This window comes from Pelagerythrobacter rhizovicinus, from assembly GCF_004135625.1.
Classification (GTDB): domain Bacteria; phylum Pseudomonadota; class Alphaproteobacteria; order Sphingomonadales; family Sphingomonadaceae; genus Pelagerythrobacter; species Pelagerythrobacter rhizovicinus.
In genome coordinates, this window is sequence record NZ_SDPV01000002.1 from 508,302 (window position 1) to 521,398 (window position 13,097).

General features: G+C 66.1%; 9 protein-coding genes. 5 read left to right on the forward strand and 4 right to left on the reverse strand.

Translation table 11 applies throughout. The features are described 5' to 3' along the window. Positions 1–122 precede the first annotated feature (122 nt). The gene (locus ETX26_RS10340; protein WP_129524608.1) at positions 123–749 is read left to right on the forward strand and encodes a TetR/AcrR family transcriptional regulator; all 627 of its coding nucleotides are present in this window, start codon (positions 123–125) and stop codon (positions 747–749) included. Positions 750–776: 27 nt separating this feature from the next. Here the strand turns inward: ETX26_RS10340 and ETX26_RS10345 are convergent, their stop codons facing one another. Further along, the gene (locus ETX26_RS10345) at positions 777–3,284 is read right to left on the reverse strand and encodes a TonB-dependent receptor (RefSeq protein WP_129524609.1); all 2,508 of its coding nucleotides are present in this window, start codon (positions 3,282–3,284) and stop codon (positions 777–779) included. A 114-nt stretch (positions 3,285–3,398) separates the two neighbouring features. Then, positions 3,399–3,908, reverse strand: a complete 510-nt coding sequence (locus tag ETX26_RS10350; protein WP_129524610.1) for a hypothetical protein — start codon at positions 3,906–3,908, stop codon at positions 3,399–3,401. Between the two features lie 320 nt (positions 3,909–4,228). Between ETX26_RS10350 and ETX26_RS10355 the strand changes: the two genes are divergently transcribed. Together ETX26_RS10355 and ETX26_RS10360 are read left to right on the forward strand one after the other, a co-directional pair. After that, positions 4,229–4,996 (forward strand): ATP-binding cassette domain-containing protein, encoded by a 768-nt coding sequence (locus tag ETX26_RS10355; RefSeq protein ID WP_129524611.1) that lies wholly within the window; start codon positions 4,229–4,231, stop codon positions 4,994–4,996. After that, positions 4,993–6,534 (forward strand): ABC transporter permease/substrate-binding protein, encoded by a 1,542-nt coding sequence (locus ETX26_RS10360; protein WP_129524612.1) that lies wholly within the window; start codon positions 4,993–4,995, stop codon positions 6,532–6,534. The genes ETX26_RS10355 and ETX26_RS10360 overlap by 4 nt, the downstream gene beginning before the upstream one ends. Here the strand turns inward: ETX26_RS10360 and ETX26_RS10365 are convergent. Then, positions 6,531–7,610, reverse strand: coding sequence for a class I SAM-dependent methyltransferase (locus ETX26_RS10365; RefSeq protein WP_129524613.1), 1,080 nt, complete (start codon positions 7,608–7,610; stop codon positions 6,531–6,533). The two genes, ETX26_RS10360 and ETX26_RS10365, sit on opposite strands and share 4 nt — an antisense overlap. Continuing rightward, positions 7,607–8,470, reverse strand: coding sequence for a prolipoprotein diacylglyceryl transferase (gene lgt, locus ETX26_RS10370; protein WP_129524614.1), 864 nt, complete (start codon positions 8,468–8,470; stop codon positions 7,607–7,609). Before lgt ends, ETX26_RS10365 begins: the two co-directional genes overlap by 4 nt. A gap of 150 nt (positions 8,471–8,620) precedes the next feature. On the opposite strand from lgt, the gene ETX26_RS10375 reads away from it, so the two are divergent. Both ETX26_RS10375 and ETX26_RS10380 read left to right on the forward strand, forming a co-directional pair. Next, positions 8,621–10,318, forward strand: a complete 1,698-nt coding sequence (locus ETX26_RS10375; protein WP_129524615.1) for a class I adenylate-forming enzyme family protein — start codon at positions 8,621–8,623, stop codon at positions 10,316–10,318. Continuing rightward, on the forward strand, positions 10,315–13,086 hold the full coding sequence (locus tag ETX26_RS10380) for a [protein-PII] uridylyltransferase (protein ID WP_129524616.1): 2,772 nt from the start codon (positions 10,315–10,317) through the stop codon (positions 13,084–13,086). Before ETX26_RS10375 ends, ETX26_RS10380 begins: the two co-directional genes overlap by 4 nt. Positions 13,087–13,097: the final 11 nt, after the last annotated feature.

A 13,097-nucleotide genomic window follows, 5' to 3' on the forward strand; every position in this document is an offset into this window, starting at 1 on the left:
AATGTAAATACCATTTAGACGAAAAGGTGCGCAACTAAGGATCGGGGGTGACGCGCCTTCGCACATCTGTATGTGGTATCCCTCACGAAGGCGGCAGGGCCGCATGTGGGCGGGAGGACAGGATGGCACACCCGAAGGAGGAGCGGGTCCGGAGGCGCAAGCGGATGGGCGACGAGGTCCGCGACGAAGCGCTGATCGCAGCACGCAAGCTGCTCCTCGATAGCGGCCCGGCGGCGGTCACGCTCGCGAACGTGGGCCGTGAGATCGGCATGTCCCACGCCAACGTGCTGCATCACTTCGGATCGGCGGCGAGCTTGCAGTCCGCCCTGATGGGCTCGATGATCCGCGATCTGACGACCGCGCTCGACAACGTGGTCGAGTTGCTCAAGACCGACGCCGCGGCGCCACGCACCGTCGCCGACAAGGTCTTCGACGCCTTCGACAAGGGCGGCGCCGGCCCGCTCGCGGCCTGGATCATCCTTTCGGGCGACGTGAGACAGCTCGAACCCGTGCGCGAAGCGGTGCGTGGGCTGGTCGAGGCGATCGTTGGCCAGTCGACCGACGAGGGAGCACCGGAACGCGTCCGCTCCGCAGTCCTGATGATGGCCGTCAGCGCTTTCGGGGATGCGATGATCGGCCCCCACGTGCGCGAGATGCTCGACCAGAAAGACGACGCGATGCGCGATCTGATCGCCCGCATCCTGCCGCTGTTCCTGATCCCGTCGGGAATACCCCCTGCGACGAGATGACGGCGCCGGGCCAAACCCGCCACGGCGCTAGAACCTTTTTCGCACCGACAACTCGACCGTGCGCCCCAGTGGATCGACCTCGTATCGGCTGAAGCCGGGCGGAACGTTGCCGTCACTCAAGCGAACGCTGCGATACGTGTCGAGGAGATTGTCGATCTCGAACGATATCCTGAGGTTCTCCAGCCAGCCGATCCCCTCGGCCGAAACCCATAGCTCGTCGGGAACGATGAACGCGCCCACGTCGATCATCAGCGGCGGTTCGTAGCGGTAATCGCGCTCCGCTGCCGATGCGTGCCTGCTGCGAACCCGCGCAGGGCTGCTCCACGTCGCGTTCAGGTCCGCGCCGATCCCCTTCTTCCCTGCATTCGCCTGCAGGGCGAGATAGTGTCGCGTCTGCCCCGTCTCCGCCAACTGATCGATGACCGGCACGCTGGGATGAGTCAGCAGCTCGCTCTTCAGGCGCCAGGTATGATTGAGGGACAGCGAGAAGCGCAGCGGGTTTCCCGTCCGTTGATTCGCTTGGCCCGTCCCCGGAGCGGGCAGGCGCAAGGCAATGGCCGAGACAAGCTCGGCATCCTCCGTTTTCGCGAGATTGATAGGGCGCGCGTCGACCACCTGCAGGCGCCCCTCGGCGTCACGTACGACCCGCTCGGGGAAAGCCGCCTCGATCGCCGGCGTGAGCTCCGGGAAGGATGCGATCCCCCCGTCGCTGCTGTTCTGCCGATAGCCCAGGTTCACCGAAAGGACCGAGCTTCCGAGCGGCCGAAGCCGGATATCCAGCGAAAATGTCCGTCTGCTGCCCCGGTGAAGCAGTGGATTTCCTCCCGTGATCCAGAGCGGCTCCGCAACCTCCTGCCGGACAAAGTCATACACGCGTCTCGCCATCTCGACGCGCGGCGCCCCGAGCTGCTCCGACGATGGCCCCATCTCCCGGTGCCTGAACGCGCCGAGAACCTCCAGCAATGGAACCGGCGACCAGGTGAAGCCGCCGCCGTACTGCTTGCGCAGCCCGCTCCCGGTCGTGCGCCGGCCACCCATCGAGAGATCGACGGTAAGAGCACCAAGGAGTCCCGTTGTCCGCTCATCCGGACGCGAAACAGGAATGCTGAAGGAGATCTCGCCGCCCAGTTGCCGACGGGCATCGATATCTGCGGATGCGATGTCGTCGGAATCCTCCGTGGGCCGGTAGCCGCTGCTGCTGCGGCTCGCATCAATGGAGAGATTGGCCGCTACCGGCCCTGCCGGCAGCTCCAGAACCCGCCTCGCGACGTTGAAGCGCAAGCCGAAGCTCTCGCTGTCCGATCGGCTGCCCGTCGTCTGGAGCAGGCGGTCGCTCCACGCCGCGTAGGGATGGAACCCGACTGCCGCCGTGTTGACAAGAGCTTGCGCAAGGCTTGTATCAATTCCGCGCTCGAGACGATTGCGCGCCCAACTTCGTGCGTAGCTCCCCGCGAGGGTAGTCCGCCACGGGCCCACCGTGCCGGTCAAGGTCAGCGAGAGGCTCAACGACCGGGAACTGTTCTCCCCCCGCAATGCCCGGTCGCCGGCAAGAGGGCGCACGAGGCGCACTTCATCCGAGAACGGGGACCAGGGGCTGTCGGCGGGAAGGACGAGCGAGGACATCGGCACACCGCGCAGGCGTTCACTGCGGCTGGAACTGGCGTTCACGCTCAACGAGGCGTTGAACGGCCCGAGCGGCCGGCTGGCGCCAAGATCGAGCGACAGGTTTCTGCGTGAGGGCAGCAGGGTTTCGAACTTTGCCGGATCGGCCGAATGGGTTCGATTGGCGCCCGCCACAAAGTCGGACAGCGCCGGCGGCCTCGTCGCGGATACGGCAGGTATGGCCGCGACGGTCACGACCTCGCCGACCAGGTCGCTCAGCGCCGGGTCGATTTGGTCGCCGTGTATCGGCGAGACATGGCCGACAAGATCGACGGAGGCGACGTCGGCGGGAACGCCCCTCGCACTTTTGCGCAAGGCGCTGTCGTAGGAGACGCGCCCCTGCACGTTCCATCGCACCTCTCCCGCGACGGCGACCTGGCTGACGGTCAAGGTGCCGCCGTGCTGGCCGCCGCCCGTCGCACGGCTCGTCGACGCTGTCGCATGGCGGCTCGCGTAGTCGTTCTTGAGGACGAGATTCACGATGCGCTGGCCCGACGGATGGCCGTAGCGTGCCGCCGCCTCTGCTTTCAGTACCGCAATGCGGTCCAGCACCTCGGGCGGATAGCCGAGGATCGAACGGTCGAACCCAATCTCCTTCCCGTTCACCAGGATGACCGGCTCCCCGCCCGATGCATCGATCGACGGCGCCAGGAGATCGAGAAGCTCGTCGACGCTGTCGGCGCCGTAGCCGGCAATCTCTTCTTCGCCGAACTCGGACTCGGCCGGCACCTCCGCTTCACCGCGGCGCGGGGCGGTGACCACTATGCTCTCTGCCTGCTGGGGTTCGGCCCGCTCCGGCTCCGAGACCGCGTTTGCCTCCTGCGTCCAGCACAGCGCCACGACGGCCGGCACCACGAAGCGCATCGCCTTCATCAAACCGGGTTCGCGGTCTTCGACATTGCAGCACCCCATGCGCCAAGACGGGCGCACGAAACGTGCGCCCGTCCCGAACGATCGCCATGCCACCTCAGTGAGATGGCGGCAGCATCAGTGGTTCGGATTGTGATCCGCGTCGCCCGGAGCACTGGCATTGCCGGATGCCGGAGAGATCAGATCAACGAGACCGTCCATCGTGCAGTCGGAGCCGCTCACGGCGGGCAGGATACCCGAAACGCTCAGCGTCTGGGCCGCTTCGTTCCAGACGGCCGTGATGTTGCCCTGGCAGTTGCCCGGAGTGATCGTCGTCACGAAGACATTGTGAAGCGTGAAAGTCCCACCCGAAGATCCGCTCGAGGTGTAGCTGATGTCGCCCGCCGGGATGGGCGCGACGTTGACCGAACCGCACAGGCCGAGCGTCCCGCCCGACAGCGCAATGGTGGCGCTGAGATTCGAGACATCGGTGTGGCTGAACGGAGGGTTGGTATCAGCCGCATCGTTGGGGCCGCTGATCGTGACCGTCGCGTTGCAGGTGAGATTGATACCTTTGCTGACGTCGACCTCGCCTTCGAACACCCAGGCCGGGGTCGCTGCCGGTTCGATATACGGCGCCGATGCCATTGCCTGCGAACCCACCAGCGCGATTGAACTTGCAAGAAAAATTGCAGCCTTTCTCATCATACATCTCCCAGATCGTGACTTACTTGCGACTAAGCAAAGTGCCTAGTTTCACGAGTCGTATCTAACATTGACATCAATGTCAATTATACTGTCGCGTTCTGATGAAGTTGACGCAAATCTACGAACTTATACTTATAGGTGTTTTTACTTACTCATTACTATACTTCGCAGAGCTTTGAAGCTTGTTTGGCCAACCTGCCTTGATATCGCCGCAGCGCCTCCATTTGTCTGGGCATCCCAAAGCGGCCTAAGGTGCAGCCATGCCCATCCCCTCCGAAAGCGAACTGCACCTTGCGAACCTCACCAAGAGCTTCGGCGCGGTACGTGCGATCGACGGGATCGATCTGGCCGTTCCGCGGGGCAGCTTCGTTGCGCTGGTCGGCGCTTCAGGGTCGGGCAAATCGACCCTCCTCAAGACGATCAACCGGCTGGTCGCGCCCGACGACGGCGCGATTCTGTTCAGAGGCACGGACGTGCGCAGCGGCCCCGCCCCGGCCTTGCGGCGGCGCATCGGGTATGTCTTCCAGTCGATCGGCCTGTTCCCGCACATGAGCGTCGCCGAGAATATCGGCATCGGCCCGCGCCTCGCGGGCCAACCGATCGGGACAGGGCGGATCGCCGAATTGCTCGAACTCGTTGAACTCGAAGGCGGCCATGCGGCTCGCATGCCGCACGAGCTTTCGGGCGGGCAGCGCCAGAGGGTCGGCGTGGCACGCGCATTGGCGAGTGATCCGCAGCTTCTCCTGATGGATGAGCCGTTCGGCGCGCTCGATCCGGTTACGCGCGATGCGCTCGGCCGGAGGGTGCGGGAACTGCACGGGCGGCTCGGCCTGACCACGCTGATGGTGACGCATGACATGACCGAGGCACTGCTGCTGGCCGAGCGCGTGCTGGTAATGGCCCGCGGCAGGATCGTCGCCGACGAGAGTCCGCGCGCATTGCTGGCCGGGGCAGGCGGCGAGGAAGCCCAAGCGCTGGTCGCCGTGCCGCGCGACCAGGCCGACGCCATTGCCGAGTTAGAGAAATGACTGGCATTCTCGCGATACTCCTCGGCCTCGGCGACAAGCTCGCCGCCCATGTGCTGCTTGCCGCAGGGGCTATCGCGCTCGGGATAGTGGTGGCGCTTCCACTCGCGGTCTGGGCGAGCCGCTCGCCGCCGGTCGCGCGGATCGTCCTCGGCTTCGCCAGCCTGGTACAGACGATCCCCGCGCTGGCGCTTCTCGCGCTGTTCTTCCCGATCCTGTTGTCATTGCGGGCGGTGTTCGGCCAGGAGTTACCGACGCTGGGCTTCCTCCCGGCCCTCCTCGCGCTTGCCCTCTACGCGCTGTTGCCGATCCTGAGGAACGCGGTGACCGCGCGTGAGCACATGGCGCCCGGCGTGCTGGAAGCCGCCGACGGGGTGGGCATGACAGCGTGGCAGAAGCTGAGGCTCGTGGAAGCCCCGCTCGCCGCTCCCTACGTCATGGCCGGAATTCGCACGGCTTCGGTCTGGACGATCGGTGCGGCAACATTGTCTACAACCGTTGGTCAGCCGAGCCTGGGGGATCCGATCTTCGCCGGCCTGCAGACGCAGAACTGGGCGCTCGTGCTCGCCGGCTGTATTGCGAGCGCCGCACTTGCGCTCGTCGCCGATCTGCTGCTCGGGGCGATCGAGCGCGGGTTCGCGGCGCGCCGCAAGACCCTCGTCTGGGGCGGTGCGGCGCTCGCCCTGCTCGGCGTCGCCGCAGCCGGCTGGTCGCAAGCCGATTTCGGCGAGAACGACGACGACACAGTCGTGATCGGCGCCAAAAGCTTTTCCGAGCAGTACATTCTCGCCCGCCTGATCGGTCAGCGCCTGCGCGATGTCGGCTATGACGTCGCCTATCGCGAAGGGCTCGGCTCGGCGGTGGTCCATGACGCCGTCGCCACCGGCGCCATCGACATTGCGATCGACTACACGGGCACTCTGTGGACCAATGAGATGAACCGCGACGGCAACCCGGGCCGCGACGTGGTCTACCGGACCATCAAGGAGTGGGCGGAGGAGACGAACGGAATTCGGGTGCTCGGGCGCCTCGGATTCGAGAACGCCTACGCCCTGGCGATGCGCGAGGACCGTGCGCGCGACCTCGGCGTACGGTCGATCGCAGATCTTGTGCGCGTCGCGCCCGGGCTTACCATCGGCGCGGATCCGGAATTCTTCCGCCGACCCGAATGGTTCGCCGTGCGCGACACCTATGGCCTGCGCTTCGGCCGTCAGCGGACGTTCACCCCGACGTTCATGTACAATGCCCTGCAGTCCGGGGAGGCCGACGTGATCAGCGCCTATACCTCGGACGGGCGAATCGCGGCCGACCGCCTGGTGGTCCTCGACGACCCGCAGAACGCCTTTCCTGCCTACGATGCGCTGGTGCTGATCGCGCCCGATCGCGCCGATGAGGAGAGGCTCCTGCGCGCGCTCCGGCCGCTGATCGGCGCGATCGACGTGGAGGCGATGCGCAAGGCGAATCTCTCCGTCGATCGCGCTGAGAACAAGCTCAGCCCGGCGGAGGCAGCGGACCGCCTGGCAGGAGAGATAGGCTTTTAGCCCTCGGCCCGGTCGATCTCGAACCCTGCGCCCCCGGGCCAGCCCGGTGCGGCAAGGCCCATGACCTTGAACAACTCGCCCATTTGCTCGTCGGCGACCAGACGGTCCCTTGCGACGAAAATCTCGCCAGCGCGGTGCGGCGCGTGTGTCGCCAGGCTCTTCGCACGCATGTCGATGCCAAGTGCCTGCAGCCAATGCCCCTGCGTCGCGGTTCCGAGATGCCGCGCCCCCCGCAGCTGCGCAACACGAGCGAGGGTCGCAAAGTCGACGTGCGCGGTGAGATCCGCTTCGCCCGGGCAAGCAAAGGCGTCGATCTTGGTATGCGCGCGGACCGCCTGCAGTGTCGACCCGGAGCGCAATTCGGCGCTGCCGTAGTCGATCAGCAGTGCCGCGCCGCCCTGCTCGGCCAGCCGCCCGGCGATCTCATGAACGACCGCGACCGCGCCAGGACTGGTTTCGAGCACCGTACCCTCCTCAGCCTCCCGCCAGTCCTCGGGAACCGCCGCGTCCATGGGCTGTCGACCGGCGATAAAAACGAAATCGTCGTTGTCCCCCAGCCCGACAAGCCGCTCCCGCCAACCCTCGGCCGTCCGCACGAGCTGGCGTACCGGCAGGGCGTCGAGGAACTCGTTGGCGACTAGCAGCATCGGCGAATCCCGCGGCACGGTCGCGAGATCGGTGTGCCAGGTCGCATCCGGCAGGCCTTCCCGCTGCAAGCTGCGCAGCGCGGCAGAGGCTTCGATGAAATGCACCCGGGGCGTAAGGCCGTGGCGCTGGCAGGCCCGCAATGCATCCTTCGCCAGCGTCCCACGCCCGGGGCCGAGTTCGACGTAGAGCACCGGCTCCTGACGCCCCGCGCGAATCCAGACGTCGGCGAGCCAGAGGCCGATCAGTTCGCCGAACATCTGGCTGACCTCGGGCGCGGTGACGAAGTCGCCCCCGCTACCGAGGGGATCGCGGGTCGCGTAATAGCGCGCGTTGCTCTCACCCATGAACTGCGAGAGCGAAATCGGCCCCGCATCACGGATCAACCGGCGGAAAATCGCCGCAAGATCGCCGCCGCGTTCGTCGATCATGCGGCTCCGGGCGCCGGGCGGCCGCTCGCGAGCGGCGGCCGCATCAGCGCCCAGGCGGTGACGGCGATGCCGAGGGCGATCAGCGGGATAGTGAGCCACTGCCCCATCGACAGCCCGGTCTCGGCGGCAAACTCGGCGAGTTGTGCGTCGGGCTCGCGAAAGAACTCGACAGTGAAACGCCCGAGCGCGATGCCCGCGGTGAACACGCCGACCAGCAGCCCGGGACGATAGCGCGCCCGAGTGCACCAGAACAGGAGCAGGAGCACCGCCATCAGCAGCGCGCCCTCGAGCGCCGCTTCGTAAAGCTGCGAAGGGTGGCGCGGGAGCGGCCCGGCGCCCGGGAAGACCATCGCCCACGGAACGTCGGTCGGCCGGCCCCAGAGTTCACCGTTCACGAAGTTCGCCAGGCGGCCGAACATCATTCCGAACGGTACGTTGACCGCGATGTAGTCAGCGACCCGGATGAACGAGAGCCCTCCACGCCACGACACGAAGGCGATCGCGACGAGCACGCCGACGAGCCCGCCGTGAAAGCTCATTCCCCCGGTCCAGAGCTGGAAGAAACGCAGGCTGGTCCACAAGGACGGCTCGTAGAACGTCGCGTAGCCTATTCGGCCGCCGATGATGATGCCGAGGGTGCAGTAGAAGAAAAGATCATCCGCATGACGCTGGGCCATCGGCGCACCGGGCGCCTTTATCATGCGCGAGAGGTGCCAGTAACCCAGCACGATGCCCGCGAGATAGGCGAGCGAATACCAGCGGAGCGTGAAGAAGCCGAGATCGATTCCCGGCGTCAGACCCAGTTCCGCCCACTGGATCGGATCGGCAACGCTTGCCGTGGCGGCAAGTAGTGACAGCACTAGGCGAACCCCTTATCAAACGCTCCCGCCGCGCGGGAATTCGCGCGGCTTTTGGCATAGAGCGAGACGGGGTTAAACCCTGCGTTCAGGCGGCCGGCGCGATTTATCGCAGCCGGAGCGCGGGGTAGAAGGCGAGAGGAGAGAAAACGAATGCCGAGCGAGCTGGACAACGATCTAGAGCGGATCATGAAAGTGCTGACAGGGCCCGGCATGCCGTTCGAGACCGAACCTTTCGAACGGTTCGGCCGGACGATCCCGGCGTTCAAGAACGCGCCGCCCAGTCTGGCGCATTATTTCGCGCACTACTGCAACGAGCACAAGGATCTGCCCTTTCTCGTGGACGGCGGCGTTCGCCTGACCTTCGGCGAATGCTGGGCGGCGGCGAGCCATGTCGCCGCCGGGCTGGTCGAAAAGCACGGCATGCAGAAGGGCGACCGGATCGGCATCGCCGCGCGCAACTCGGCCAACTGGATCGTCGCCTACATGGGCATAATCATGGGCGGCGGCTGCGCCACCCTGCTGAACGGCTTCTGGACCGGTGAGGAACTCGCCTACGGCGTTCGCATCGCCGAATGTTCGCTCGTCCTGGCCGACGAGGAGCGGGCGCGGCGGCTGGAAGGGACGGATCACCCGGCCACAATCGTCACGATCTCACACGACCTGCCCCCCTCGGAGGGGCTTGCGCCGATCTGGGGCGAAGGCGACATCGCTGTGCGCATGCTGGGCGAGCTGGGACCGGACGACCTCGCGACGATCCTCTACACCTCGGGCTCGACCGGTCAGGCGAAAGGCGCCTGGTCGGACCATCGCGGCGTCGTGCACGGCACGATGAGCTACGTGTCGCAAAGCGCGATGGCCGCGCAGCTGCTCACCGAGCGCGGCGATGGCCCCTCGGGCCAGGCCTGCGCGCTGATCGCCGTGCCGCTGTTCCACGTCACCGGCGAGGTTCCGCTCTACCTCCAGAGCTATGCCATTGCGCGCAAGCTCGTGCTGATGCCGAAGTGGGATGCACGCGAAGCCATGCGGCTGATGGAGGCGGAGAAGGTCAGCTATTTCGTCGGCGTCCCGCTGATGAGCTACGAGATCGCCACGCATCCCGAGCGCGATCAGTTCGACCTCACGGCCTGCAAGAGCTTCGCCGCCGGCGGCGCCCCCCGCCCGGTCGACCACGTGACCAAGATCAAGGACGCCTTCCCCGAAGGCTTTCCGTTGCTTGGCTACGGCCTGACCGAGACCAACGGCGTGGGCTGCGGCAACTTCAACGAGAACTACATGGCCAAGCCCGGTTCGACCGGGCGGGCCAGCCAGCCGCTGGTCGACCTCGCGATCCTCGATGAAGACGGGCGCCCACAGCCGCAGGGCGCGGTCGGCGAGATCTGCATCCGTTCGATCGCGAACTTCCGCGGATACTGGAAGGACGACCAGTCGACGGCCGCCGCGTTCTTCGATGACGGCTATTTCCGCACTGGCGACCTCGGCTACCTCGACGAGGATGGATATGTCTTCATCGTCGACCGCAAGAAGGACATCATCATCCGCGGCGGCGAGAACATCTCGTGCATCGAGGTGGAGCAGGCGATCTACGGGCATGATGCAGTTGCGGAATGCTCGGTCTTCGGGCTGCCCGATACCCGGTTCGGCGAAGTTCCGGCGGCAGTGTACTACTGCAAGGACGATTGCACGCTGACGCCCGAGGAACTACGCAATTTCCTCACCGGACGGCTCGCCCCGTTCAAGATTCCGGAACGCATCTGGAGGGCGGAGGAGCCGCTGCCCCGGCTCGGCACGCAGAAGATCGACAAGCGTGCGGTGCGTGCGGCGTTCGGGAAGGAGCTGCTCGACGCTTGAACCAGGTTCGCGTCTCCAAGCAGCGCGCGATTCTCGACCGGCGCGCCCTGGCCGAGGCAATTGCCAGGCGGGTGGAGGACCGAGGTGCGCCAGCCGGCAAGGGCGCACGCGACGAGGTGGTCGAAATCTTGCGCGACGGGCTCGACAAGGGTCGCGAGGAGCTGCGCCGCCGGCTTGAGGACAGGCCTCACGCCGGTCACGAATGCGTGGCGGGCCACGCCTTCCTGATCGACCAGATGGTGCGGCTGATCCACGATCACGTCGTCGAACACATCTACCCCGTCGGCAACCGCTCGGAAGGGGAACGGCTCGCGATCCTCGCGGTGGGTGGCTATGGTCGGGCCGAGATGGCGCCCCATTCGGACGTCGACATCGCCTTCCTCACCCCCACCCGCAGCGCGCCGTGGTGCGAGCAGGTCATCGAGGCAATGCTCTACCTGCTGTGGGACCTGGGTCTGAAAGTCGGCCATTCCAGCCGCACGCCCGACGACATGGTTCGCATGGCGAAGGAGGACGTCACCATCCGCACCGCCCTTCTCGAGGGGCGCTACGTTTGGGGCGACCAGGCGCTTTACGAGGAGGCGCGCCAGCGCTTCTGGGCCGAGGTGGTGAACGGCACCGAGCGGCAGTTCGTCGCCGAAAAGCTGGCAGAGCGGAATGCTCGCCACAAGCGCATGGGCGACAGCCGTTATGTCGTCGAACCCAACGTCAAGGACGGCAAGGGCGGCCTGCGCGATCTGCAGACGCTCTACTGGATCGGCAAGTACATTCACAAGGTCAGGAGCGCGGCCGAGCTGGTCGACGTCGACCTTCTGACGGCGCAGGAGTACCGCAGCTTTCGCCGGGCCGAAGGGTTCATGCTGGCGGTGCGCTCGCATCTGCACATGATAACCGGCCGTGCGGAAGACCGGCTGACATTCGACCTTCAGCGCCAGGTGGCCATGCGGATGAACTTTGTCGACCGGCCCGGGAAGAGCCAGATCGAGCGGTTCATGCAATTCTACTTTCTCCAGGCCAAGCGGGTCGGCAGCCTGACGGGCGTGTTCCTCGCCCATATCGACGAGCAGTTCGCACAGACGCGCGCGCGCAAGGGGCTGCTGGCCGGGTTCAAGGCCCGTCCGCGCAGTGTGAGGGGCTATCGCGTGTTCGGCGGCCGCATCGCGGCACCTGGCGACGACTGGTTCCAGAAGGACCCGGTTCGGCTGGTCGAGGTCTTCCAGGTCGCGGAGATGGAAGGACTCGAGATCGAGCCCGCGACGATGCGCCAGGCGGATCGGGATTCCCGCCTCATCACTGCCGAGGTGCGCGACGATCCGCGGGCCAACGCACTGTTCCTGGACCTGCTCGCCGGGCGCAACGATCCCGAGACCGTGCTGAGATGGATGAACGAAGCGGGCGTGTTCGGCCGGTTCGTCCCCGATTTCGGCAAGGTCAACGCGCAGATGCAGTTCGACATGTACCATCACTATACGGTGGACGAGCACACGATCCGCGCGATCGGCCTGCTGAGCAGGATCGAAAAGGGCGAGCTGGCGGAAGACCACCCCCGCTCCACCCGGCTGATCCACAAGATCGCCTCGCGTCGCGCGGCATACGTCGCCGTCCTCTTGCACGACATTGCGAAGGGGCGCGGGGGCGATCACTCCGTGCTGGGCGAGGGGGTCGCGCGCGAGCTGTGCCCCCGGTTCGGACTGACCGATGACGAAACCGACCTCGTCGCCTGGCTCGTGCGCCAGCACCTCCTGATGAGCGCGACCGCCTTCAAGCGGGACCTGACCGATCCCAAGACGATCGAGGACTTCGTCGCCCAGGTGCAGAGCGTCGAACGGCTGCGTCACCTGCTGATCCTGACCGCAGTCGACATCCGCGCAGTCGGGCCCGGCACATGGAACAGCTGGAAGCGGCAATTGCTCGGTGAGCTTTACGACGCCGCCCACGAGCGGCTGCGGCTTGGCCACATGCGCCATGGCCGCAAGGAGCGTGTGACCGCGAAGAAGGAAGCGGTGCGCGAGCTTTTGGGCGAGGATGCGGGACTCGTCGATCGTCATGCCGCGGATTTCGGCGACCCCTACTGGATCGCCGAGCCCGAGGACATCATGGCGCTGAACCTGCGCCAGTTCGACAGCGCACGCCACGCGCGGGACGACCTTTCCGTCCATTGCGAGGTCTACCCTTCGCGCGGCGCAACACTGGTGAGCGTGATCGCGGCCGACCATCCCGGCCTGTTCTACCGCATCGCAGGGGGCATCCACCTCGCGGGCGCGAACATCATCGATGCGCGCATCCACACTACCCGAACGGGCTGGGCGGTCGACAATTTCCTCGTCCAGGACCCGCACGGCCAACCGTTCCACGAGCCCGAACAGCTCAGGCGGATCGAGACGGCGATCGGCGACGCCCTCGCCAACCGGATCGAGCTCGTCCCCCGCCTCGCCAGGCGGCCCCTGCCGCACAGCCGCGCCAAGGCCTTCGATGTCCGCCCGCGGGTTATCGTCGACAATCGCGCGTCGAACCGCTTCACCGTGATCGAGGTCAATGCACGCGACCGTCCGGCGCTGCTCAACCGCCTGGCGCGTGCCCTGTTCGACGGCCAGCTGGTGGTCCATTCCGCGCATGTCACCGCCTACGGCGAGCGCGCGGCCGATACGTTCTACGTCACCGATCTGCTCGGCGAGAAAGTCGACGCCGCAGACCGCATCGGGGCAATCGAGGGAGCCCTGCTCGAGGCCGCGAGCGACCGCCGGCAGGCCGAACTCGAAGAGGCCTGAATGCAACACAG